This is a genomic window from Ruegeria sp. R13_0, assembly GCF_017743995.1.
Lineage (GTDB): Bacteria > Pseudomonadota > Alphaproteobacteria > Rhodobacterales > Rhodobacteraceae > Ruegeria.
Genome location: NZ_JAGHRB010000012.1, coordinates 123,111 through 147,265 on the forward strand (window position 1 = coordinate 123,111; position 24,155 = coordinate 147,265).

Annotated in this window: 24 protein-coding genes; 8 read left to right on the forward strand and 16 right to left on the reverse strand. The window is 60.3% G+C overall.

Annotated features, from left to right (window positions below; genetic code table 11):
* Positions 1-134: 134 nt before the first annotated feature.
* Positions 135-503: a MerR family DNA-binding transcriptional regulator gene (locus J7394_RS16675; RefSeq protein ID WP_209254619.1), complete on the reverse strand. Its 369-nt coding sequence runs from the start codon at positions 501-503 to the stop codon at positions 135-137.
* 111 nt (positions 504-614) lie between these two features.
* Between J7394_RS16675 and J7394_RS16680 the strand changes: the two genes are divergently transcribed.
* The 3 genes from J7394_RS16680 to J7394_RS16690 are packed head-to-tail and all read left to right on the forward strand — an operon-like array spanning position 615 to position 2,874.
* Positions 615-1,034: a PaaI family thioesterase gene (locus J7394_RS16680; protein WP_209254621.1), complete on the forward strand. Its 420-nt coding sequence runs from the start codon at positions 615-617 to the stop codon at positions 1,032-1,034.
* Positions 1,035-1,036: 2 nt separating this feature from the next.
* On the forward strand, positions 1,037-1,555 hold the full coding sequence (locus J7394_RS16685) for a PaaI family thioesterase (RefSeq protein WP_209254623.1): 519 nt from the start codon (positions 1,037-1,039) through the stop codon (positions 1,553-1,555).
* A gap of 2 nt (positions 1,556-1,557) precedes the next feature.
* A complete protein-coding gene (locus tag J7394_RS16690; RefSeq protein ID WP_209254625.1) occupies positions 1,558-2,874 on the forward strand; it encodes an MATE family efflux transporter in 1,317 nt (438 codons plus the stop codon).
* Here J7394_RS16690 and arsC read toward each other — a convergent pair.
* Genes arsC through J7394_RS16710 form a run of 4 tightly spaced genes read right to left on the reverse strand, consistent with a single transcriptional unit; the run spans position 2,871 to position 5,030 of the window.
* Positions 2,871-3,212, reverse strand: coding sequence for an arsenate reductase (glutaredoxin) (arsC, locus tag J7394_RS16695; protein ID WP_209254627.1), 342 nt, complete (start codon positions 3,210-3,212; stop codon positions 2,871-2,873). The genes J7394_RS16690 and arsC overlap by 4 nt on opposite strands.
* Complete coding sequence (locus J7394_RS16700) at positions 3,209-4,267, reverse strand: quinone-dependent dihydroorotate dehydrogenase (protein WP_209254629.1); 1,059 nt, start codon at positions 4,265-4,267, stop codon at positions 3,209-3,211. Before J7394_RS16700 ends, arsC begins: the two co-directional genes overlap by 4 nt.
* Positions 4,264-4,695 carry a DUF1330 domain-containing protein gene (locus J7394_RS16705; protein WP_209254636.1) on the reverse strand — a complete coding sequence of 144 codons (432 nt, stop codon included), beginning with the start codon at positions 4,693-4,695 and terminating at the stop codon, positions 4,264-4,266. The genes J7394_RS16700 and J7394_RS16705 overlap by 4 nt, the downstream gene beginning before the upstream one ends.
* Positions 4,692-5,030 carry a DUF952 domain-containing protein gene (locus tag J7394_RS16710; protein ID WP_170552716.1) on the reverse strand — a complete coding sequence of 113 codons (339 nt, stop codon included), beginning with the start codon at positions 5,028-5,030 and terminating at the stop codon, positions 4,692-4,694. The genes J7394_RS16705 and J7394_RS16710 overlap by 4 nt, the downstream gene beginning before the upstream one ends.
* Positions 5,031-5,138: 108 nt before the next feature.
* Here J7394_RS16710 and J7394_RS16715 point away from each other — a divergent pair, with 108 nt between their 5' ends.
* The 3 genes from J7394_RS16715 to mnmH all read left to right on the forward strand — a co-directional run bounded on the left by J7394_RS16715 (position 5,139) and on the right by mnmH (position 8,576).
* Positions 5,139-6,722 (forward strand): bifunctional UDP-sugar hydrolase/5'-nucleotidase, encoded by a 1,584-nt coding sequence (locus tag J7394_RS16715; protein ID WP_209254640.1) that lies wholly within the window; start codon positions 5,139-5,141, stop codon positions 6,720-6,722.
* A gap of 88 nt (positions 6,723-6,810) precedes the next feature.
* Positions 6,811-7,476, forward strand: coding sequence for an SOS response-associated peptidase (locus J7394_RS16720; RefSeq protein WP_209254642.1), 666 nt, complete (start codon positions 6,811-6,813; stop codon positions 7,474-7,476).
* A 47-nt stretch (positions 7,477-7,523) separates the two neighbouring features.
* The gene (mnmH, locus tag J7394_RS16725) at positions 7,524-8,576 is read left to right on the forward strand and encodes a tRNA 2-selenouridine(34) synthase MnmH (RefSeq protein WP_209254644.1); all 1,053 of its coding nucleotides are present in this window, start codon (positions 7,524-7,526) and stop codon (positions 8,574-8,576) included.
* Here the strand turns inward: mnmH and selD are convergent.
* From selD to J7394_RS16760, 7 genes are read right to left on the reverse strand one after another with little or no spacing between them, the layout of a single operon-like run.
* Positions 8,567-10,726, reverse strand: coding sequence for a selenide, water dikinase SelD (gene selD, locus J7394_RS16730; protein ID WP_209254645.1), 2,160 nt, complete (start codon positions 10,724-10,726; stop codon positions 8,567-8,569). The genes mnmH and selD overlap by 10 nt on opposite strands.
* 5 nt (positions 10,727-10,731) lie before the next feature.
* A complete protein-coding gene (locus J7394_RS16735; RefSeq protein ID WP_170374220.1) occupies positions 10,732-11,118 on the reverse strand; it encodes a Na+/H+ antiporter subunit G in 387 nt (128 codons plus the stop codon).
* Between the two features lie 7 nt (positions 11,119-11,125).
* Entirely contained in the window at positions 11,126-11,395 is a 270-nt protein-coding gene (locus tag J7394_RS16740; protein ID WP_152457439.1) for a K+/H+ antiporter subunit F, read from the reverse strand.
* The gene (locus tag J7394_RS16745; protein WP_170700840.1) at positions 11,392-11,889 is read right to left on the reverse strand and encodes a Na+/H+ antiporter subunit E; all 498 of its coding nucleotides are present in this window, start codon (positions 11,887-11,889) and stop codon (positions 11,392-11,394) included. Before J7394_RS16745 ends, J7394_RS16740 begins: the two co-directional genes overlap by 4 nt.
* Positions 11,889-13,424 (reverse strand): monovalent cation/H+ antiporter subunit D, encoded by a 1,536-nt coding sequence (locus J7394_RS16750; RefSeq protein WP_209254646.1) that lies wholly within the window; start codon positions 13,422-13,424, stop codon positions 11,889-11,891. Before J7394_RS16750 ends, J7394_RS16745 begins: the two co-directional genes overlap by 1 nt.
* Entirely contained in the window at positions 13,421-13,780 is a 360-nt protein-coding gene (locus J7394_RS16755) for a Na+/H+ antiporter subunit C (protein ID WP_170374216.1), read from the reverse strand. The genes J7394_RS16750 and J7394_RS16755 overlap by 4 nt, the downstream gene beginning before the upstream one ends.
* A complete protein-coding gene (locus tag J7394_RS16760; protein ID WP_209254647.1) occupies positions 13,780-16,650 on the reverse strand; it encodes a monovalent cation/H+ antiporter subunit A in 2,871 nt (956 codons plus the stop codon). The genes J7394_RS16755 and J7394_RS16760 overlap by 1 nt, the downstream gene beginning before the upstream one ends.
* Before the next feature lie 218 nt (positions 16,651-16,868).
* Between J7394_RS16760 and J7394_RS16765 the strand changes: the two genes are divergently transcribed.
* Both J7394_RS16765 and J7394_RS16770 read left to right on the forward strand, forming a co-directional pair.
* Positions 16,869-17,339 (forward strand): rhodanese-like domain-containing protein, encoded by a 471-nt coding sequence (locus J7394_RS16765; RefSeq protein WP_209254648.1) that lies wholly within the window; start codon positions 16,869-16,871, stop codon positions 17,337-17,339.
* Complete coding sequence (locus J7394_RS16770) at positions 17,339-18,163, forward strand: PHB depolymerase family esterase (protein ID WP_209254649.1); 825 nt, start codon at positions 17,339-17,341, stop codon at positions 18,161-18,163. The genes J7394_RS16765 and J7394_RS16770 overlap by 1 nt, the downstream gene beginning before the upstream one ends.
* On the opposite strand, the gene mdoH is transcribed toward J7394_RS16770, so the two are convergent.
* Genes mdoH through J7394_RS16790 form a run of 4 tightly spaced genes read right to left on the reverse strand, consistent with a single transcriptional unit; the run spans position 18,164 to position 24,144 of the window.
* A complete protein-coding gene (gene mdoH / locus J7394_RS16775; RefSeq protein ID WP_209254651.1) occupies positions 18,164-20,032 on the reverse strand; it encodes a glucans biosynthesis glucosyltransferase MdoH in 1,869 nt (622 codons plus the stop codon).
* Positions 20,029-21,528 (reverse strand): glucan biosynthesis protein, encoded by a 1,500-nt coding sequence (locus J7394_RS16780; protein ID WP_209254653.1) that lies wholly within the window; start codon positions 21,526-21,528, stop codon positions 20,029-20,031. Before J7394_RS16780 ends, mdoH begins: the two co-directional genes overlap by 4 nt.
* On the reverse strand, positions 21,525-22,745 hold the full coding sequence (locus J7394_RS16785; protein ID WP_209254655.1) for an OpgC family protein: 1,221 nt from the start codon (positions 22,743-22,745) through the stop codon (positions 21,525-21,527). The genes J7394_RS16780 and J7394_RS16785 overlap by 4 nt, the downstream gene beginning before the upstream one ends.
* A 28-nt stretch (positions 22,746-22,773) precedes the next feature.
* Positions 22,774-24,144 (reverse strand): tetratricopeptide repeat protein, encoded by a 1,371-nt coding sequence (locus tag J7394_RS16790; RefSeq protein ID WP_209254657.1) that lies wholly within the window; start codon positions 24,142-24,144, stop codon positions 22,774-22,776.
* Positions 24,145-24,155: the final 11 nt, after the last annotated feature.

Here is a 24,155-nt window from a genome sequence, read left to right on the forward strand (position 1 = left end):
CCAGTCGCGTAATGACGGGTTTTGCGAAATTTTCTTTCCCTAGGGGCAAGCGAAATTCACCCTCGGATTGGCCTTAGGACGCGAGTCCAAGGTGTATTTCTTGGAGGCACCAGACCCCAAACGGGCAGGGTATTCTACTTTATGGACTTGGCCGTCTGGTCCCGCAACTGCTTGAGGGCATCCATCGCCTCGTCCAGCTGCGCGCGCTGCTGGCGCAGTTCGTCCATCTGGCGATCTGCCATTTCCACGAAGGTTGCCATCTGCGCTTCGTTGCCTTGATCTTCATAGATCAACAGCCACTGGCGAATCTCTTCCAAAGGAAACCCGAATTTCCTACCGCGCATGATCAGCGTCATGCGGGCGCATTCTCTCGGGCCATAGTACCGGGATCGCCCTTCACGATCGGGCTGCAACAGCTCGATATATTCGTAGTAACGCAGAGTGCGCGGAGTCACGTCGAACTCGGCGCACATCTCTTTGAATGACAAACGGTTGTCGGACATTCGGGGTCTCCTTGGCAGCAACCTAGGACGTCATTCGAACAAGCGCAACAGGTGGGCTTGCCCTTTGATCGGATGGCGGCTCATAAAGGGGCAAGACAACAGGATATGATCATGGTCGACAAAGCAAAGCTAGCCCGCCAGTTTATCGAAGCCATTCCGCATGCGCGCGCCATGGGCCTTCATCTTAGCCAGATCGGGGAAGGTGAGGCCGAGTTGACCATGCCTTACAACGAGGATCTGATCGGAGACCCGCGCACGGGCGTGATCCATGGCGGCGCGATTTCGACCATCCTGGATACCTGCTGCGGGGCCGCAGTCATGAGCCACCCGTCTTCGCCGGGCGGGACGGCGACGATTGATCTGCGCATTGACTATATGCGCGCCGCCACACCGGGGCAGAGCATCACCGCGCGGGCCAATTGCTATCATATCACCCGAAACGTCGCCTTCGTGCGGGCAACGGCGATGGATGACGATCTTGACCTTCCAGTGGCAACCGCCACAGGGTCCTTCACGGTTGATGGGAAGTAAACATGGCCCGCTCCCGTCCCGAACCCATGCAAGTGGTCAAACACCGGCGCGACGCCGCCTTGCGCGCCTTGGTCGATGGTGTGCCCTATATCCGGTTCCTCAATATCAGCTTCGATCGGCGCGGGGATGAACTGACTGGCGTGCTGAACTTTGACGAGAAACTGATCGGCAACCCGTTTCTTCCAGCCCTTCATGGCGGCGTGACCGCGGCGTTTCTTGAGGTCACAGCCGTCATCACGCTGAGCTGGGAGCACATGTTCTCGGACATCGAAAGTGGTGAAATTGATGCCGAGGCCATTGTCACGGATGAATCGATCCGCTTTCCCAAAACCATCGACTTTACGGTCGACTATTTGCGCTCGGGCCTGCCGCGAGACGCCTATGCGCGCGCCTTTGTGAACCGGGCTGGACGGCGTTACGCTTCCGTTCGGGTTGAGGCGTGGCAAGACAACCATGCCAAGCTGTTTGCGCAGGCGACCGGGCATTTCCTGATGCCGCAACAGCCCCGCGACAAGGGCTGAGCATGCAGGATGCCTCGGCACCCATAACTCACAAACGGGTGCTGAAGATCGCGGTTCCCATTGTATTGTCGAATGCGACAGTGCCGATCCTTGGCGCGGTGGATACGGGCGTTGTGGGGCAGATGGGGGCGGCTGCTCCGATTGGCGCGGTGGGCATGGGCGCGGTGATCCTGTCCGCGATCTACTGGATTTTCGGTTTTCTTCGCATGGGCACAACGGGCCTTGCCGCGCAGGCACGCGGGGCCGGAGAGAGCTCCGAGATGCGCGCCTTGCTCATTCGTGGGTTGATGCTCGGCGGGGCGGCGGGCCTCGTGTTTGTTCTTGCCCAGGTCGCGATCTTCAGTGGCGCGTTCTGGTTATCTCCTGCTAGCCCCGAGGTTGAAACACTCGCGCGCTCGTACCTTGAGATTCGGATCTGGGGCGCACCCGCGACCATTGCCCTCTATGCGATCACCGGCTGGCTGATCGCGGTCGAGCGGACACGGGGTGTGTTCCTTCTACAGATCTGGATGAACGGTCTGAACATCGTGCTGGACCTGTGGTTCGTTCTGGGGCTGGGCTGGGGCGTCGAAGGCGTGGCGATTGCGACCCTGATCGCGGAGTGGACAGGGTTGGCGCTGGGTCTGTGGCTGTGCCGGGACGGGTTTGCCGGGCAAATATGGCGCGACTGGCCGCGTATATTTGACCCCACCCGGCTGCGTCGGATGGTGCAGGTGAACGGAGACATAATGATCCGCTCGGTTCTGCTGACTGGCTCGTTCACCACCTTCCTGTTCGTCGGGTCCGATTTAGGAGACGTCAATCTGGCGGCCAATCAGGTGCTGTTGCAATTCCTGGAAATCACCGCTTTTGCGCTGGACGGATTCGCCTTTTCCGCCGAGGCGCTGGTTGGAGGCGCGGTTGGTGCGCGGGACCGATACCAAGTACGGCGCGCCTCGGTCATGGCGTCTCAGTGGGGCGTTGGTGGCGCGGTGCTTCTCAGCGCCGTTTTCTTCTTTGCAGGTCCCGCGCTGATTGATCTGATGTCCACCTCTCCCGAAGTACGCGAAGCGGGCCGCACATTCCTGTTCTGGGCGGCCTTGGCCCCGATCATCGGGGTCGCAAGCTGGATGTTCGACGGTATCTATATCGGAGCCACATGGACCCGCGACATGCGCAATGCGATGCTGCAATCAGTGGCAATCTATGTGGTCGCTTTGTTCATTCTGGTGCCCGCGTTCGGCAACCATGGCCTGTGGGCCGCGCTGATGGTTCTGAACCTTGCGCGCGGCGTGACGATGGGTTGGCGTTATCCGAAGCTTGAAGCTCAGGTGGCCTAGAGAAGCGCGAGTAGATTTTCAGGTGGGCGGCCAATTGCTGCTTTACCGTCCGAGATAGCCAGAGGGCGTTCGATCAGGATCGGGTTGGCCGCCATGGCTTGGATCAACTCCATGTCCGGCGCGTCCTTTGAAAGGCCCAGCTCCTTGAACCGCTTCTCGCCCGTGCGCATCATCTTGATGGCTGGCAGGTCCAGCAGGGATTGCGCAGCCTGCAACTCTTCGACCGAGGGGGCGTTCTCAAGGTATTTCCGAACCTCGATTTCAGCGCCGCGCTCCTCTAGCAAAGCCAATCCCATGCGGGATTTTGAACAACGCGGGTTGTGCCAATATTCGATCACAGCCAATCCTCTCGTTTGCTGCCCACAGCCTGTGCAACGGTGTCAAACCCATCGCGGGTCAATAAGTCATCAAGACCCTTTGCGATATCGGCGGCCAAGGACAGGCCGCCATAAACCATCGCGGTGTAAAATTGCACGGCCGAAGCGCCTGCGCAGATCTTGGCATAGGCCTGTTCTGCCGAGCTGACGCCGCCCACACCGATCAGAGGGATTTTCCCATCGGTCAGCTTGCTCAAGCGGGCCAGAACGCGGGTGGATTTCTCAAACAGTGGCGCACCGGACAGGCCGCCTTTTTCGTCCTTGTGCGGGCTGCGCAGCCCGTCGCGCGACAGGGTCGTGTTGGTGGCGATGACCGCATCCACGCCCGTTTCCGAGGCCACTTCGGCGATGTCCTGCAATTCATCCTCGGTCAAGTCAGGCGCGATTTTCAGGAAAATGGGCAGAGGGCGCGGCAGTGCATCGCGCGTCTCGATCACACCACTCAACAAAGCGCCAAGGGCCGCCTTGCCCTGAAGATCGCGCAGTTTTTCGGTGTTTGGGGAGGAGACATTGACCGTCGCGAAATCTAGATGCGCGGCGCAATGGGCCAGCACTTTGGCAAAGTCGCCGGGCCGGTCATCGCTGTCTTTGTTGGCCCCGAGGTTCAGGCCGATCACCGCATCCTTGGGACGGTTGGCCAGCCGTTTAGCCATTACCTCCATACCATCATTGTTGAAGCCGAAACGGTTGATGGCGGCTTTGTGTTCGGTCAGGCGGAACAGGCGGGGTTTTGGGTTGCCGGGTTGAGGGCGCGGGGTCACTGCTCCGACCTCGATGAAACCAAACCCTGAGCGGGACAGAGGGGCCAGAACCTCTCCGTTCTTATCGTACCCGGCGGCGAGGCCCACGGGGTTGGGCAGGCGCAACCCGGCCAGCTCGGTCCGAAGCCGCGGTGACGTCACCGGTCCGCGCGTCGGGGCAAGACCGGCCTTCAGGGCCTTGATCGACAGACCATGGGCTGTTTCAGGGTCCAAACGGTGTAGGGCGGCGAGGCCCAGTTTCTCGGTCAATTTCATCCGAAAGACGCGCCTCCTTGCGCGGTGCCGCAGCGGATCAGGCGGGAGGTTGCGACGGCGGCCTGACGGTGGACCACCGCAGACCGGTAAACCGGGTCTGTTACCATTTCAAGAAACGCGTGGGCAGTAGGATAGCGGGCAATGAACACTTCATCCCAAGCCTCGTCCTGCGGTCCGATCAATGTGGTCTGAAACGCCCCACGCCACAGGATCGACGCGCCGATCCTGGCGATGATCGGGGCGGTTTCAGCCCCATACTGGCGATAGGCTTCAGCGCCCGTCAGATCTTTATCTGCCAAAGCATGGCCAACCGGGTAGTCGGCCTTGGCGCGAAACCTGACAAGGTTCAGCATCTCGATAGGTTGATCCCGATCCAATGCCTTGAAGGCTTCGAACTGTTCACGATCGGGATCAATATAGGCGGTCATACCATCTCGCTCGGGAATTGGTGGGTTTGGCCATCGAAGGGCAGGGGGCGGGACCAAACCACATCGCTGAGCCGGATTTGGCGGTAGAGATGCGGAAACAAGGCCCCACCGCGCGACACTTCCCATTTCAAGTCGTCGCCCATGGCGTCAGCGTTGCAGCCAAGCAGTGTCAGACCTTCAACCCCAGCAAAGTGTTTGGCTGCGGTTTCAGCCGCCTGTTCGGCTGTCGAAAAGTGGACGAACCCGTCAACGATATCAATTGGCGCGCCATCAGTTGCGCCATTTGCCTGCAACGCGGCCCATTCCTCGGCCCGGAATATCTTGTAGATCAGCATGAGGGTCTGATGCCCCGCATGGCCCGCGGAATCAAGCCGGATTTCCCCCTTTGACTCTTCCGCCGCATCAGCGCACGATCCCGAAAAACAAAGACAGGGAGTTTCAACATGGTAAGCCGTCTATTGACGTCGGTCGCGATCCTCGGCCTGAGCGCAGGCATCGCCGCCGCCGACTACAAGCTGACCATTCTGCACACCAACGACATTCACAGCCGGATCGAGTCGATCAACAAATACGACTCCACTTGCGATGCCGAAGATGAAGCCGAAGGGAAGTGCTTTGGCGGCGTGGCGCGCCTGAAAACAGCCGTTGACGCCAAGCGCGCTGAACTGGCGGATGAGAATGTACTGTTGCTGGACGCAGGCGATCCGTTTCAGGGCTCACTGTTCTACACGACCTACAAAGGTGCTGCCGAGGCTGAGTTCATGGAAGCGATCGGTTATGACGTGATGGCCGTCGGCAACCACGAATTCGATGACGGCCCCGAAGGTCTGGCAGCCTTCATCGACGCGGTTAGCTTTCCCGTCATCTCGGGCAATCTGGACCTGTCGTCTTCGGCCGAGCTGAAGGACAAGGTGCAAAACCACGTAGTGCTTGAGGTGGGTGGCCAGAAGATCGGCATCATCTCGGCCCTTGCCACGGATACGGTGGACACGTCCAGCCCGGGCAAGGACGTCGTTTTTCAGGATGAGGTTGAAAGCCTGAAGGCGGATGTGGCCGCTTTGGAAGCCGAAGGTGTGGATATCATCATCGCGCTGAACCACGTGGGTCTGGCTCAGGATATCAAGATCGCCGAACAGGTGCCCGGCCTTGATCTGGTTGTTGGGGGGCACTCGCACACCCTGCTGTCCAACACGGACGAGGACGCGGCTGGTGCATACCCGGTGATGGTGGGCGATGTTCCGGTGGTCCAGGCCTACGCCTATTCGAAATATCTGGGCGAGATCACCCTGACCTTTGATGATGACGGCAATCTGATTTCGGCAGAGGGTGAGCCGATTCTGTTGGATGCCTCCGTCGCACCGGACGAGGGCATCGCGGCACGCGTCGCAGAAATGGGCGCCCCGATTGAAGAGATGAAAGGCCGCGTCGTAGCCAGCTCAGCTGCAACAATCGAAGGCTCGCGTGATGTCTGCCGTGTGCAGGAATGCGAGATGGGCAATCTGGTTGCAGATGCCATGCTGGACCGCGTTGCGGATCAAGGCGCTCAGATCGCGATTGCGAATGCGGGCGGTCTGCGTGCCTCGATCGACGAAGGCGAGGTCACCATGGGCGAAGTCCTGACGGTCCTGCCGTTCCAGAACACCCTGTCGACCTTTGAGATCAACGGGCAGGGCGTGATCGACGCGCTGGAAAATGGCGTAAGCCAGGTTGAAGAGGTCAAGGGCCGGTTCCCGCAGGTCGCAGGCCTGACCTTTACCTGGGACCCCTCAGCCGCCCCGAATGAAGGGCGCATCACCGAGGTGATGGTCGCCGATGGTGACGGTTTCGTGCCGATTGATCCCTCGGCCACGTATCTGGTGGTGACCAATAACTACGTGCGCAACGGCGGTGACGGCTACAGCGTCTTCGAAGGAGACGACAAGAATGCCTATGACTTCGGCCCGGATCTGGCGGATGTGACGGCCGAATATCTGGCAGAAAACGCGCCGTACCAGCCTTATCTGGATGGTCGTATCAAGCAGAAGTAAGATCTGAAAAGCCGTACACGTTTGGGTGCGGCTTTTTCTTTTGGCTGAAATCGCATCCCGCAACGATCCGGGATTGGACAACGGACTGATGTGCGGACGGTTTGCAATCACTTTGCCCAATGACGCGATGGCGCAGCTGTTTGCCGCGCGCCCTGCCAATGCCTTGCCTGAGGTACCCAACTATAACGTCTGCCCGACCAATCCGGTGCATGTCGTTCGTGCAGGAGACTCTGGTCGTCGGCTGGATGCGTTGCGTTGGGGCTTTCTGCCCCATTGGTACAAGGCCGAAAATGCAGGCCCCTTGTTGATCAACGCACGGGCCGAGACTCTGGCCGAAAAACCCGCTTTTCGCGACGCCTGCCGATCGCGGCGCTGCCTGATCGTGGCGACAGGGTTCTATGAATGGACCAAGTCCCAGCAGGGCACGCGCCTGCCGTGGTACATCCACCGTAAGGACGGCGCGCCCATCGCCTTTGCGGGTGTCTGGCAGGATTGGGGGCCGGAAGAGGCGCGGCAATCCACCTGTGCAATCGTGACGACTCAGACGAACCAGAACCTGTCGGCCATTCATCACCGGATGCCTTTGATTTTAGAGCCCGACGGTTGGTCCCTTTGGTTGGGAGAGGCGGGCAAAGGTGCGGCGCGGTTGATGCAACCGGGTGCCGAAGACGTGCTGGAGTTTCATCGTGTCGACCCCGCCGTGAACTCCAACCGGGCGTCTGGCCCGGACCTGATCGAAGTCATCGAGGACTAGCTGCGAATGCGTTCCCCTTGCTTGCGACTAAAAGACGGGTGCTTGGTATGGCACTGAAATTTAAAGATTTACCGCAGCTCTACGCGCATGGGTTTGATACGGTCATCGACGTCCGCAGCCCGGCAGAGTTCGCCGAAGACCACCTGCCGGGGGCGATCAATCTGCCGGTTCTGGACAATGAAGAACGCGCGCGGGTCGGTACGATCTACAAACAGCAAAGCCCTTTTCTCGCGCGAAAGCTAGGGGCGGCGCTGGTGTTTCGCAATGCGGCCAACCATATCGAGCATCGCCTCAGCCATCATAAGGGGAACTGGCGGCCCTTGGTCTATTGCTGGCGCGGCGGGCAACGCTCGGGCTCGTTTACATGGACGTTGCAGCAGATCGGCTGGCAGGCGGATGTCGTCGATGGAGGGTATCGGACCTATCGCCGGCTGGTGAAGGAGTACCTGTACGACCAGCCGCTGCCCTTCCAACTGATCGCGCTGGACGGCTTCACCGGCACCGCCAAAACCGAGTTGTTGCACCATCTGGATCGCCGTGGCGTGCAAGTGGTTGATCTGGAGGGGCTTGCCAACCATCGCGGCTCACTGCTGGGGGAAAGGCCAGGTGGGCAGCCCAGTCAGAAGGCTTTTGAATCCGCCCTGTCAGCCGCCTTTTGCGCCCTGGACCCATCTCGCCCCGTGGTGGTCGAGGCGGAGTCGTCGAAAATAGGCGATCGTATCCTGCCGCCCAGCGTCTGGACCGCGATGTGCGCCGCGCCGCGTATTCATATCGACGCGCCTTTGTCTGCCCGGTCGGCTTACCTGACGCGGGCGTATGACGACATCCTGTCGGATACCGAGCGCCTTCGGGATCGCCTGTCTCCACTGCGATCTCATCGCGGGCATGAGGTCGTGGACGGGTGGTTGAACCTCATGTCGTCGGGCGACAAACAGGCTTTGACGCGTGCGTTGATGGAGCAGCACTATGATCCGGCCTACGCCAAATCCCAGCGACAACACCCGGCCAAGACTTTGGCGCGGATTGAGATCGCACGGTTGGATGGCAATGGCCTGAAGGGCGCGGCGGATCGCATCAAAAACACGCTGGATCAGCTTTGAAGGTTCAACCCCGGAGTGTCGGTCAAATGCCCGATCCGCGCAGCCGGGTAACCCGCCGCGCGCAGATCCTCTAGCAATTTGTCGGCGATCTCGGGTGCTACCGCAGCCAGCAGCCCACCCGCTGTTTGCGGGTCGAACAACAGCGCCGCTTTGCCGTCAATGGGCAGCTCAGGCGCGATTGAGCGGTTATCTGCAAATAGGGTCGATTGGATGCCGGCGTCGCTCAGATCGATGGCTCCGGGCATCACGGGGACGGCCTCAAGATCAAGCACCGCACCGCAATCTGATGCCTTGCACAACCCGTTCAAGTGCGCGGCCAAGCCGAACCCGGTGACGTCGGTCATCGCGTGGGCCTCACCTAGAATGCGCGACGCTGCGCCTTGCGGTTGGGTCATCATCTCATAGGCTTGCGCGACCGTTGCGCCCTCGGCTCGTCCGGACATTTCGGCAGCCATCACAACGCCGCTGCCGATGGTTTTGGTTAGGATCAACACATCGCCGGGCCTGCCACCGGCCAGAGTGATCGGGTCTTTGTCGCAAAGCCCTGTCACCGTGAAGCCAATCGTCATCTCATCGCCCATTGAGCTGTGGCCGCCGACGATCTCGGCCCCGGCGTCTCGCATGACGTCGCTGGCCGTGTGCATGATCTCGGAAAGTGTCCGTTCCTGTAAGTCAGAAGACATGCGGGGCAGAATGAGAGTGGCCGTTGCTGCCTGCGGCGCGGCCCCCATAGCCCAAATGTCCCCCAACGCGTGCACGGCAGCGATACGGGTCATCAGGACCGGGTCATCGGTGACACTGCGCAGGTGGTCCGTGGTCATGACCTGCCGCGCAGTCCCGGTTGTCAGCAGCGCGGCGTCATCGCCCGGCAGCGCCGTCACGTCTTGACGCAATGGCCCAGGCAGCGCGGACAGCGCGCCGCGCAGCGCGCCACGCCCGAGTTTCGCCCCACAGCCGCCGCACATGGGTTTGTCACCAAGGGTTTCGGCCATACCGGCGGCACGGGCGCGCGGGAGGGGTGGGGTCGCCATGGCAGGCAGATCGCAGAACTTGTTCATGAAGCTCTGGTCAATATGGTCCTTCCAACGCCACATCAGGGCACCGCTGAACGACGTGCCCAGACGCTCGGCCAATGCAGACTGGTCGCCCAATGAGATCAGCTTCAGGTAATCCTTCTGCGGGACATAGCGCTGCATAGTCCCAGCCCCCAGCGCCGCGCGCAGGTTGTTGAACAACACCGGGGCCTCGCGCACCGCGTAGACGCCTGCTTTGGGGCGCGGGTTCTCGGTCAGGTGCGCGCAGTCTCCGGCGGCAAAGATAGCGGGGTCGCTGGATTGCAGGTGGCCGTTCACGCGGATGAAACCTTCGTACAGGTCCAGCCCGGTGTGCTGGATCCAGCTATAGGGTCTCGCCCCCGCTGCGCCGGTCACAAACTCGGCAGGGATCTGGCGGCCATCGTCCAGTGCGACATGATCTGCGGTGATCTCTTTGATCGAGACTCCTTCGAGCACGTCGATGCCAAGATCGGCCATAGCCTTGCGGATCGTCGCTGCGGCCTTGGGACCGGTCGCTGTCAGGGCCGAGGCATTGTCGATCAGTGTGACTTGCGCGGGCCTGCCTTTGGTTTTCAGCGCATGGGCCATGGCCATCGCCAGTTCGACACCAGCAACGCCACCGCCGATCACGGCCACCGAGGCAGGGCCGGTGTTGTCCAAATATGCAGACCAACGCGCTGCGAAAGGCCCCAGAGGTTTGGCCGGTACGGCATGGTCCGCGAAACCGGGCAGGGCGGGCATGTCCGAGGTGATCCCGACATTGACCGAAGCGACATCGAATGCCACCGGAGGCCGCCCCGGCACATGCACACGGCGCTGGGCGGTGTCGATCCCCTCAACCGCGCCCAGAATGACCCGCGCGCCCGCGAAACGGGCCAGACGGACCAAATCAATGTCCAGATCAGAGCGGGAGTAGTGACCGGCGACAAAGCCGGGCAGCATCCCGGAATAGGGCGCAGTCGGGCCGGGGTTGATCACCGTTACGCGCGCGCCGGGCAGAGGGTTCATGCCCCATTTGCGCAGCAGTAAAGCGTGGGTATGACCTCCGCCAATCAAAACCAGATCACGGGTCAGGGGCAGCGGAGGGTTATGCATCAGGGTCAGTTCGTGCTGTGATCAGGGACGTCTTCGACCTGCTCGACCGCGTGGGTGGCCCAAAGCTCATCCTCGCCCGCATCCGGCAGATCCTGTGGCTTTTCATGACGATGAATGTGCCATTTGGCAATGAACAGGGCCGTGATCGGGGCCGTCAGGAACAAAAACAGCGTGATCAGCAGCTCATGCATCGACAGTTTGCCCTCAAGCAACACGGAATGTGCAATCGAGGCCAGTAGCACGCCGCCCACACCCAGCGTTGTCGCTTTGGTCGGCGCGTGCAGGCGCGACATGGGGTCTTTCAGCTTGATCATTCCAAACGACCCAACGAAGCCGAAGATACCCGACATGATCAGGAAGGCGGCAATCAGCAATTCGACGAGAAATGTCATGTCGCCCTCACTCGATAATGTTGCCGCGCAGCATGAAGCGCGCATAGGCTACGGTTGAAACAAAACCCAGCATGGCGATGATCATGGCAGCCTCAAAGAAGATCTCGGTGCCTTGATCCAGCCCGTACAGGATCATAAGTGCGATGGTGTTGATCACCATCGTGTCCAGCGCCAGAACGCGGGTGCCGACACCATCGGCGGTGATGATCCGCCAGAGGCACATCATGATTGCGGCTCCGAAGCAGGCGAAGGCGAAGTAGATCGCATAATCAATCATTCGAAAATCTCCTTCAGGCGGCGTTCGTAGCGCTGTTTGATCTGATCTCGCACCGCCTCCGGGTCGGGCGCGTCGAGGCAATGGACCAGCAGGTTGTGCCCTTGCGCCGACAGATCGCAGCTGACGGTACCCGGCGTCATGGTGATTGTCCCGGCCAGTACGGTTATTGCCTCGGGCGTGCGCAGTTCAAGCGGGACGCAGATCCAGTTTGGTTGGCGAGCGTCGTCGCGTTTGAACAGGATGATCCGGGCGACGGTGATATTGGCGACAACGATATCCCAAAGGACCACCAGCATGTACTCGGCCACCATGGGCCAATTGCGCAGTTTGGGGCGGTCAGGCCAGTAGGGTTGGGTGATAAAGGGAATGATGATCCCCAGAATCAAACCAAAAACGAGCGAGTTCAACGACCCGTTATTGGCAAGCAGAACCCAGACCAGTGTCAGCAGAAAGCTCAGGTGAGGGTGCGGGAATATACGATGTAGCAGCTTGATCATTCTGCCTCTCCCAATACGGCCGAGATGTAGTCTTCGGGCGTGAACAGTTGCTCGGCGGTTTTGCTGGTGTATTCGAGAGCGGGCCCTGCAAACAAGGTCAGCAGGATCAGACCGCCGACCAGACCGAAGACCGCTGTAAATGCCAGTCCTGGGTGCGGTTCCGGGGAGGGTTGAGGCTCGGCGTCTTCCCCCTCGGGCTGAGGGTTATGGTCCGCGTCGTGGCTTTTCCAGAAGATCAACGTCCCGGCCCGTGCGAGACCCACGATTGTGACAAAGGACCCGATCAGGATGACCGCCCAGACAGAGGTTGCGTCGGGTGCATCCCGGGCCGCATCCAGAACCAGCAGCTTGCCGATAAAGCCGGACAGCGGAGGCATCCCGGCCATGGCAATCGCCCCCACAAAGAACAGCGCTGAGATCAATCCGGTCTGCGCCATTGGCTTCGTGGGTGCGATGGCGCCACCGCGGCGTTCCATCACCAGATCGGCGACAAGGAACAACAGGGCCGTCGCAAGCGTCGAGTGGAACACATAGTAAAGCGCGGCTGCACTGGCATCCGGCGTGAACAGCGAAATGGCAATCAGCAGCGTCCCCATTGAGGCGATGGCACAGAAGGCCACCATCCGCGCGATATGTTGCGAACCGAGGATGCCGATGGCCCCGACGGCAAGGGTGACCAGCGCAGCAGGTTGCAGCCAATTGCCAACCAGCCCTTGAGTTGCCTCGACCTCAGGCCCGAAGGCCAGAGTGTACATGCGGATGATCGAATACGCCCCAACCTTGGTCATGATCGCGAACAAGGCCGCTACGGGGAGGGGCGCGTTGGCGTAGCTGGCCGGTAGCCAGAAATGCAACGGCAGAACGGCGGCCTTGATACAGAACACCAACAACAGCAACACGGCGCCAACCCGCAGCAGCGCGGTATCCTCAGGCGGTATCTCGGCCACACGCAGAGCGATATCGGCCATGTTGAGCGTGCCGGTCACACCGTAGAGCGTGCCCAGGGCGAACAGGAACAGGGTCGACCCCAACAGATTATAGGCCACGTATTGCACGCCAGCCTTCAGCCTGACCGCTCCACCGCCATGGGTCATCAGACCGTAGGAGGCGATCAGCAGGACCTCGAAGAACACAAACAGGTTGAAGGCGTCGCCGGTCAGGAAGGCCCCGCACACGCCCATAAGCTGGAAGTGGAACAGGGCGTGAAAATGCTTGCCACGCTCATCCCAACCCGAACCGATGGCGTAGAGCACAATGGGCAGGGCCAGTAGGGCGGTCAGCAGAACCATCATGGCTGAAAGCCGGTCCAGTACCATGACAATCCCGAAGGGGGCGGGCCAGTTGCCCAGTTCATAGACCTGAATGTCGCCTCCCGCGGCCTGCGCGGTGATGGTCAGGGCAATGCCCAGAAGGGCAACAACCCCCGCGACCGAGAAGATGCGCTGCAGGTCGAGGTGATAGCGCAGGACCATGATGATGAATGGGGCCAGGATCGCAGGAAGGACGATCGGCGCAACGATCCAATGGTTCATGCGTCTTCTCCCGGCGCGTCCACGCTGTCATGCGGGCTCATATCGATATGGTCATCCTTCGAGGACAGATAGGCCGAGAGCGAGATCATCACGATCACCGCCGTCATCCCGAACGAGATCACGATGGCCGTCAGCACCAGCGCCTGCGGCAGCGGATCGGTATAGGGAACGTCTTCGTATTTGTTCAGAACGGCAGGCGAATTCAGCGCCAGACGTCCGGTTGCGAACAGGAACACGTTCACCGCGTAGGTGATCAGCGACAGGCCAAGAATGACCGGGAATGTTCGGCGGCGCAGGATCAGGAAAATCCCGGCGGCGGTCAGAATACCTACGGCAGAGGCAACGAGCGCTTCCATCAGGCCTGCTCCTTCTCTTGTTCTTCTTCCGGCGGAGCATCCCGCAGCGGGTTGATATCCATCGGGAACTCCTGCGCCATGCCCGGCTGCCATGCAAAGCGGGACAGGCTATCCAGCGCCAGCATCACCGCGCCCAGAACAGCGAGGAAGACACCGGTGTCGAACAACATTGCGGTGGCCCATTCGAACTCTTCCAGGGGGGGCCAGTTGATGTAGCCGAAATCGCTGGTCAGGAAGGGGCGTTCATTGAACCAAGCGCCCAGACCGGTAGCGGCGGCGATCAGCACGCCCCATCCGATGGTGCCGTGATAGTAGAACCTCTGCCGTTCGATCGCCCAAGTATAGCCACTGGCCATGTATTGCATCAGATAGGCGATGGCGACGATCAAGCCTGCGATGAAGCCTCCTCCGGGCTGATTGTGGCCACGGAAGAAGATGTAGGCACCAACCATCAGGGCAATCGGCATCATCACGCGGGTCACGACGACCATCATCAACGGATGGGAGTCGCCCGATTGCGGCCAATGCGGCTTGCGATTCAACAGGTAGCCCCGGACATTGCTGCTCAGGACTGCTTCGGTCAGGGCAAAGATGATTAGCGCCGCGATGCCCAGAACGATGATCTCGCCAAAAGTATCAAAGCCCCTGAAATCCACGAGGATGACGTTCACCACGTTGGTGCCGCCGCCGCCTTTGTACGAGTTGGCAAGGTGGAATTCGGAAATCGTCGGGAAGGCAAAATCACGCAGCATGATGGCGTAGACCAGAGCACCGGTCCCAAGCCCGGCCACAACCGAGATAGCAGCATCCCGCCAGCGCCGCGCAGCGGTGCTGTCCCATGGGGTCTCGGTCGGCAGGAAGTTCAGCGACAGCAGCAACAGGATCATCGTCACCACCTCGACCGAGATCTGGGTCAGTGCCAGATCCGGAGCCGAGAGGTAGTTGAACGCAACCGAAACGATCAGCCCGACTACACCGATCAGAACCAACGATAGCAAACGGTTACGGTGGAACCACATGATGCCCAGCGTTGCGCCCACCAGACAGATCCAGCCGACGATCGGAATGATCTGCGCAGGCAGCGGCACGCGGGTTTCAACTCCGATCGTCCCGGTGGAATAGGCGTAATAGCCAAGCCCGACAGTAAAGGCGACAAAGACGATCGCATACCGGCTGAGGACACCGTTGTGCAGCTCATCTGTTATCCACTGACTGAGGCGGGTGAAGGCGTGGATCACGGCCTCGAAAATCACCTTGGCCTCGGGGCGTTTTCGGCTGTTCCAGATCTGTTCGCCACGGCTGTATCGGCTGACTAGAAAAAGCCCGCCCAAAGTTGCAACTACTGACATGAACAGGGCTGGCGTAAAGCCGTGCCACAGTTTCAGGGAATAGTAGGGCAGTTTTTCTCCGCCGATTACAGCGCTGGAGACGATGGCGACCAACGGACCGACGATCGCGGCAGAGTTTAGGCCAATCAATATAACCAGAACGACAAGAAACGCTGGCGCGAGCCAAAGTCCGACAGGCGGATCATGTGGTTTGGCTGGATAGTCATAGCGCTGGCGGCCCAAAAAGACATGGCCTACAAAACGGAACGAATACGCCGCTGAGAAGACGGCCGCCACAAGTGCCAGTATCGGGACAATGCCATATAGATGCAGCCATTGGGTGTGAACGGTCTCTTCCAGCATCATCTCTTTTGACAGGAACCCGTTCAGCGGAGGCAGGCCAGCCATGGACAAAGCTGCGATGGTGCCGATGGTGAAGGTGATCGGCATCAGATGACGCAAGCCGCCCAGCCGTTTAACATCGCGCGTTCCGGTTTCGTGGTCTACAATGCCTGCGGTCATGAACAGCGCGGCTTTGAACGTCGCGTGGTTGATGATGTGGAACACGGCGGCCACGGCTGCAAACTTGGTGCCAAAGCCCAGCAGCATCGTGATCAGGCCCAGATGTGACACGGTTGAGAACGCTAGTAGAGCCTTCAGATCGTCCTTGAACAGGGCGATCACGGCGCCGAGTAGCATGGTCACCAAACCGGTTGTTGCGACGATATAGAACCATGCCTCCGTCCCCGCCAAAACCGGCCACATTCGCGCCATCAGGAACAGCCCGGCCTTCACCATGGTGGCCGAGTGCAGATAGGCGGAAACCGGCGTCGGGGCGGCCATGGCGTGAGGCAGCCAGAAATGGAACGGGAACTGCGCCGATTTGGTGAAACAGCCCAGCAGGATCAGGATCAGCGCGGGCAGATAGTAGGGCGAGGCCTGGATCAGCTCTTTGTTCTGCAAAATCACGCTGAGGTCATAGGATCCGACGATATTTCCCAAAATCAGCATCCCGGCAATCATCGCCAAGCCACCGCCTCCGGTGACAGCCAGTGCCATGCGCGCGCCTTGTCGGCCTTCGGGCAGGTGTTTCCAATAGCCGATCAGGAGGAATGAGCTGAGCGAGGTCAGCTCCCAGAAAATGAGCAAAAGCAGGATATTATCGGACAGAACAATCCCAACCATCGCGCCCTGGAACAGCAACAGATAGGTGTAGAACTGCCCCATCGGATCTTCACGCGACAGGTAGAACCGCGCATAAAGGATGATTAGCAGGCCGATACCGAGGATCAGAAGGGCAAACAGAAAACCCAGCCCGTCCAACATGAAATTCGCGTTCAAGCCCAGCCCCGGTATCCAGTCGAACCGCGCTGTCACGACATCGCCACGCATCACGCTTGGGATATGGATCAGCAACCCCATCAGGGCGAGGAAAGTGGTCAACCCTGCGGCCGAGGCGGCTGCATTTCGTCCCGCCCGTATCAGGAGGGCTGGGAAAACAGCTCCGAGGAAGGGAAGGGCCGCGATGAGGAATAGGGACAAGTGCGATACTCCGGTCTGGGCGGTCAATATGACAGATTTTCTAGGATAATTTAATGATTGTCCAAAAATTGCAAGGTTTTGACAGATGTTAAAAGGTGTATATCGATCCTATCTTTATGCGTGATAATGACGCGAACTTGATCCCGCTGCCGGAATTCCCCGGCGCGCGGTTGCAAGCCTTGTGATAGAACCAAGCCATGAGCGCAGGAGAACGCCATATGGCAGACGGGAAAAGCCGAACGCGACGGTGGGTATTGATGGGCGGGGCAGGCGCAATTGCCGCAGGATTTGCCGTTCGTGAATACCGTTTGATCCCGCAGGATTACGCGGGCGGCCAACTGGAAGTGACGCAGGCGCATCAGAAAGCCGTCGCCGGAGATGTGTTGCTGGTGGACATCCGCACACCTCGGGAATGGAGGGCCACAGGCGTCGGACAAGGGGCGCAGCCTCTGGACATGCGGCGCGAGGATTTCATTCCGGCCCTTGTGCAAATGGCTGGCGGTGACAAGTCCGCCCCTGTGGCGCTGATCTGCGCGCGTGGTGTCCGTTCGGCACGGTTGAGCAATCAACTGACCGCAGCCGGGTTTACCAATATCATTGACGTGCCGGAGGGTATGTTGGGCTCGGCCGCCGGGCCGGGCTGGGTGCGGGCCGGTCTGCCGGTTGAGACCTTTGTCGAGGGCGAGTGATGAAACACAAATACTGGCTATCTTTCTGTCTGACTGCTGCGGCGCAACCAACCTTGGCCGATTGTGGCCCGGATGAAGGTACCTGCGAGATCGCCTCGGGCGCGTATCACATCGAGCTGCCCGAAGCTGACAACCCGCCTCTGGTCGTGTTTCTGCATGGCTACGGAGGCAGCGGCTCAGGAACCATGAACAATCGCAGCATGGTCGAGCCTCTTCTGGCGCGCGGCTATGCGGTGATGGCACCGGAGGGGTTGGAGCGGCCGGACCGGGGCGGCATTCAAAGCTGGAACTTCTATCCCGGCTTTGGTGAACGTGACGAAACGGCCTTTCTCAGCGAAGCGGTGGATGATGCTGCGGAACGGTTTGGCATTGACGGCGAACGCGTTGTTCTAGGAGGGTTTTCCGCCGGCGGCTTCATGGTGAACTACCTCGCCTGCGATGCGCCCGAGACCTTCTCGGCCTATGTCCCCGTCTCAGGTGGCTTCTGGCGTCCGCATCCCGAATCCTGCGCCGGACCGATTCGCATGTTTCACACCCATGGCTGGATCGACAATGTCGTTCCGCTCGAGGGGCGTTTGCTGGGCGGTGGCCGTTTCCATCAAGGCGATATCTTTGCCGGGCTTGAGATCTGGCGCGAGGCAAATGGCTGTGTTGATACCAAGCCCAGCGGGTTCTCGACCACGGGCCAGTTCATGCGGCGCAACTGGATGGGATGTGCCGAGGGCAGCGCGCTGGAGTTCGCGCTGTTCCCTGGCGGTCATACCGTGCCCAGCGGTTGGGCGGATATGATGCTGGACTGGTACGAAGGGTTGCCCGGCGGTTGATTATTCCGCCGGAGTCATGCTGCCCTTGCCTTCGATCAGGCGCTTCAACTCATTCCGATGACGACGGGCCGAGCGGGTGATGGCGGGCTCAGCAAAATCCTCGCGCATACCGACCATGCGGCGGGCGGTACCAGCCGACACACCGCTGAGCGCCGACAGCGGTATCGCCAGTGCAAGGCTGATCGCAATCGGGGCCAGCCAGACTGAGACTAGCCCGGCCAAAATACCAACGCTAAGTGCTATGCCACTGACGGTTTCCAGCGCGTGGCACAGGACCAGCGTCCGCAAGGAATAGCTGCCCCCGTCACGCGCCTGCGGGGACCAGCCTTTCTGGATGCCCAATGCAGTGCGGAACACAGCGATCATCTGCTGCACCATAAGGATCGGCGCGTAGAGGATCGAAAGGATGACCTCGAACAGGAACGAGGTGAAGAACCGCCGCCAGCCGCCGAAATCGGAATAGCGCACTCCGCTGAGGGGGAGGGCGGCCACACCCAGAACCTTGGGGGCAAGCAGCATCGCATACATGACCAGAATGATCAGCACATGGCGTGTCTCAGACATCTCTGGCCATTGCGGGAACAGGGGGTTGTCGGGGCTGAAATAGTGTAGGACCGAGGCGTCCTCACCCTGACCAATCAACGCCCACATCAGCAACAGCGCAAACCACAAGGGCGACATCAGGTATCCGACCGCCCCATGGAACATATGAAACCGCGACACGGACCGGAACCCGCGCGAGCCCAGCAGTTTCAGATGTTGCAGGTTCCCCTGACACCAGCGACGGTCCCGCATGGCGTGGTCAATGAGGGTGGGGGGCGTTTCCTCGTATGAACCCCGAATGCGCGGCAGGAACCGAACGGCCCACCCGGCACGGCGCAGCAGACCGGCCTCGACAAAGTCGTGACTCATGATCAGCTTTTCCTGCCCGTTGAACGTGCGCAGCTTGGGCAGTCCGGCACAGGTAGCAAAAGCCTTGGTGCGGATGATCGCGTTGTGGCCCCAATAGTTGCCCTCTTGCCCACACCAGCGGGCCAGACCTTCGGCGAAGGCGATACCGTAGACGCCATTGGCGAATTGCTGCATCCGGGCAAAGACCGACTGAGCACCAATGAGTTGCGGGTAGCTTTGAATCAAGCCCGCGCCGGGATCACGCGCCAGAGAATCCGTCAGCCGAGCAATCGCGCGGCCTGTCATCAGACTGTCAGCATCCAGCACCAGCATCGCGTCCCAATCCGCGCCCCAGCGGCTAACCCAATCGGCGATATTGCCAACCTTGCGGTCAGTATTCTGTTCGCGACGGCGGTAGTAGAGCTTCAGGTCGGGGGCTAGCGTGGTGCGCAGTGCCTCGATACTGGCTTGTTCTTGCGCGGCAATGTCCGGGTCGCGGGTGTCAGAGAGGATGAACATTGCATATTCATGCTGCCCACCTCGGGCGCGCAGTTCTTCCAGCATGGTGCGGGCGTTGCCCAACACGAACCACGGCACCTCATTGTAGGTCGGCATCAGCAGGGCAACCCGCAGCGGTTGCGCTCGGTCTTGTCGGATCGGGCGCTCTTGTCGGGACAAAGAGATCATACCCAGCAGCACGGTGCAGACCGTGAAGGAGATCCAGAAGAAGTTGAACGAGATCAGGGCCAGCAGGATGGCTTCGACAAGGTTGATGCCTTCGGACCCGAACCAGTCGCTCATGACCCATAGCAAACCCAGCGTTGCCGCCATTGCGGGCGAAAACGCCAGTGCGCGCCAGAATCCGGCCGATGGGCGGGCACCCGCAGGTACCTGCGCATCACGGAAACCATTGCGGAAATCCTGCGCGGGCATTGCCAGCGGTGCCTCGGGTGGCATGATATGCAGGTCGCGGCTCATGCGGTCCAACGGTATAGCCAGACTTCGGAGGCGGGTTGCTTGCCGACCAGAAGCTGCGCGCGCAGCTCGACATGGTCGCGGTCCCCCGGCTGGAACGAAAACGCCAGACGCAGACCACCGGTATCCGGGTTACGCTGCAACACACCGTCCGAGGTTTCCGCATGAGGTGAATTCGCGAAAATGCTGACCGCCTCCAGATCGTCAAACAGAGGGCTGGGCTCAAAGTCGATCACGGCCAGACGGCCTTCGCCAAAGGTGTTCTCACCCATCGCCGTGTTGATGACCCGTGGCATCGGCGTACGCTGAGGTTCCTCGCCCCAGATCAGGCGATAGCTCAGGTCAACCTGGCTGCCTGCGGCATAGGGTTCGGCGGGTCGCCAGTAGGCTACGATATTGTCATAGATCTCCTGATCGGCAGGGATCTCGACCAGCGTCACCGTGCCCTTGCCCCAATCGGAGCCGGGCTCGACCCACAAGCTGGGACGCTTATGATAGTTCGCCTCAAGATCCGCATAGTCCGAGAACTCGCGCTTGCGCTGCATCAGGCCAAAGCCCTGCGGGTTCATGTCCACGAAAGACGAGATTTGCAAACGGGTCGGGTTCGCCAAGGGACGCCAGATCACCTCACCCGCGCCGTTGCGGATCAGCAGCCCGTCGCTGTCATGGACAGCGGGGCGGAAATCGTCAAACTGGCTGTGATTGGTCTGATCGAACAGGAACATCGAGGTGCCGGGCGCGATACCCACATGCGGCAGTTCTTCGCGAGGGAAGAGGGTGGCCTCGATATCCATAATGCAATCTGCGCCGGCGGTGACGTTGAAGCGGTAGGCACCGGTCACGCTAGGGCTGTCCATCAGGGCGTGAACAACCATATTGCGCTGACCGGGTTCGGGACGTTCCAGCCAGAAGCGGATGAACTCGGGGAACTCCTCGCCATCCGGGTCGCCGGTTTTCAAGGCCAGACCGCGCGCGGACAGGCCGTAGACCTCGTGCAGACCAATGGCGCGGAAATAGCTGGCACCCTGCCAGACGCAGAACTCATCGGTTTTGCCGGGGCGGTGCATTTCCGTGCGCAGCCGCAGGCCCGAGAACCCAAGCGTTTCGTTGATTGGAAGGGTCGGAACCTCTTCGGCCTTGTCGAACATCTCAAGGTCGAAAGCGACCGGCTTGGCCATCCCGTTCTCGACAGTCGTGACCTTGACCGTGCGCGGGAAATACAGGCCGGGGGTGAAGAAATCGACGTTGAAGGGGGTCTCGGTCTCGTACCAAAGCGCGCGGTCCAGCCGGAACCGGATCGAGCGGTATTGCGTATAAGTCAGGTCCTGCCATTCCTGCGGCACCATCTCTCGCTCGGCAAAGGGGCGGCTGGCCAGTTCTCGGGCCAGTTCGACCACGTCGTTGCGGTCGAACGGAACCTCTGACCCCGAGGCAAAGGTGGCCGGCGCGAGAAACAGCGCAGAGGTCGAGGCCAGAAATGCGCGGCGAGTCAGATTCATTTCTTTGATTTCCATGGTTGGGATTTGAACCAGGCGGCCAGATAGGCCACCCCGATGATCATGGCAAAGCCAATCATGTTGGCGAGAAAGACACTGGCAACATCCCGCTCGGTCTGATCCAGCGCGACCCCGATCAGGCGGGCCGCGGCCATTGAAAAGACAAAGACCGCCAGGGATTGCTGTCCCACTTTGGTGATCAGTTTCAGTACCACCTGCCAGATGCGCGCGCCGACAGAATGCCCGGTGGCGATCAGACGGTGACCATGCTCACCGGCAACGACCCAGCCCAGATAGGCCAGTGACAGGAAGTGGATGTAGCGGAACAGGCCGAATTCGGTTTTTCCACGCAGTTCTTTGGTCAGAGGCCAAATCTCGCGGATTTGTTCGGCCAGACCGGGGGCTGCGGATTGAACCCACAGGAAAACCTTCCACGACCCGAAGGGCGCGGACAGAACCAGAAATGCAATGGCCGCCCAGATCAGTGCTTTTGATACCGGAGGCGCCGGAAGCCAGCCGCGCATAAAGGCGAACCCGGTGAAGAACAGCAGCTGCCAACCGAACGGGTTGAAGAACCATTGACGGTCCGACCAAGGCTCAGCCGGAAGGGCCAGCGCGCCGGTCTGTGCCACAAGCCAGATTGCGACCGACACAGCCGCCATCAGCCAAAAGCTGACGCGGTAGAGGGCCATGTAGAGCGGCATCATCGCCAGAACGACCAGATACATCGGCAGGATGTCGAAGTAGTTGGGCACATAGGTCAGGGTGAAAATCCCGACCATTTGCGGCAGCGGATCATTGAAGAAATGCTGCAGGTTCAGCGATGAGACATAGCTTTTTTCGAACAGGCCGGAATTGTCCAGCGCAGCCATGCTCATGGCGACAAAGAAGAACAGACAGATATGCGCCCAATAGACCTGCCAGATGCGGAACGCCACGCGGGCCGTCCCCATCCACCAGCCCTTGCGCAGGAAGGCACCGCCGAATGCAATGGCCGAGGCCATGCCCGAGCAGAACACAAATATCTCGGTCGCGTCCGAGAACCCGAAACGGGCCGGGATCCATTTGGCCCATGGATCGTTCGGAATATGGGCGATCAGGATGATGAACATCGCGATACCGCGATAGAAATCCAATCGCGGGTCGCGCACACGGGCAGCGGGCGCTGCGGCCGAGGCCGCAACAGGCGCAAAATCAGAAGCGGGCGAAACAGTCGCCATACGTTTTCTGTCCTTCTTGGTCTTTTTGTTATTCAGCCGGAACGCTTTGAGCGTCGCCGTTGTCGCGGGCCGCGCTGATCAGGGCGCGGCGCGCGAGTGCGTAATTGTCCTCGCCTCCGGCGCGTTTGGCACGGCGGTCATCCAGAATGCGCTCGACTGCATCCAGGCGCCCGGCGCGCAGGCCGGAATCAATTGTGATGCGCTCGAATACATCACGTTGGGCGTGACTGCCACCGGCCAACTGCATGCCAGCGCGGGCGGTTGAGAGGAAATCAAACGCCGCGCCGTAGAGACCGTCCCCAAAGGCCTCAAGCCCCTTGGCGGCAGCAATGCCGGGGTCGGACATGCGGATCGGCGTGTCGCCTTGGTTGCGCTGGGCGTCTTTCTGGATGCGCTGCAGCATCTTGGCCGTGGCGTCCGAGCGGTTGTCGCCGGTCAGCGCCAGCAGATAGTGCAGGTCGGCGAAAATCAGGCAGCCATCTTCGGTCCGGGCGGCGCTGAGATCGGCCAGCTCCTCCCACCGGTTGCCGACATCAATGCCTTCAAGCTCCATCCGGGACAGCAGCGAGGTTGCGTTCGAGATATCGCGATAATCGTCGGTCTTGTCCTTGCGAATATGCTGGTCATAGAGGTCAATGACCTGATCGACCTGACCCAGATCCAGATGCATCAGCGCCTTGTGCCACCAGACGTGATAGCGGAAGTTGTTGCAATGGGCCCAGGCGTCCTCGCGGCCCGCCAGCCAATCCAGGCCTAGCTGCGCATTGCCCGTCATCTCGTGAACATGGGCGACCGCGTGCAGACCCCAGGCATCGTCGGACACCATCCACAGGGCCTGACGACCAGCAATCTCGGCCTTTTCGTAGGATCCGGTCTCTTCCAGCGCGAAAGAATGACAGCCCAGCAGATAGCCACGGCCCGCATGATCCGGCTCATAGGCAGGCATGACGCGTTCGATCGAGCGCCGCATGCCCTCTGCATCGCCAAGCACAAACCGGGTCGCATGGCTGAGCTTCATTGCCAGCGAGTCGGTCGGATGGGCGCGCAGCACCTCTTCGAATTTCTGCACGGCCTGCGAGGGCAGGTCCGCCAGATAGAGGGACAGGGCCTCAACAAATAGCTGCTCGCGTGGCGAGACGGGCTGGCGTTTCATCGCCTCAGTAGCGGCGCTCAGCGCGTCGACGGCGACGGGCAGCATCTCGCGCCGGCCCAGAAGAACCATGAACAGGCCCTTGACCGCGTGGCCCAGAGCGAAGTCGGGCTCTAGCTCCAACACTTTTCCCAAATGCTGAGGGGTAATCGCCGCATGCGCCATGAACCCAAGCAGAACACCGTCCCATGCCTCGACGGCCGCCGGGTGGGTCAGAGTGTTCATCTGTCCAAAAACGTCTTGTTTCATACTTGGGTCCA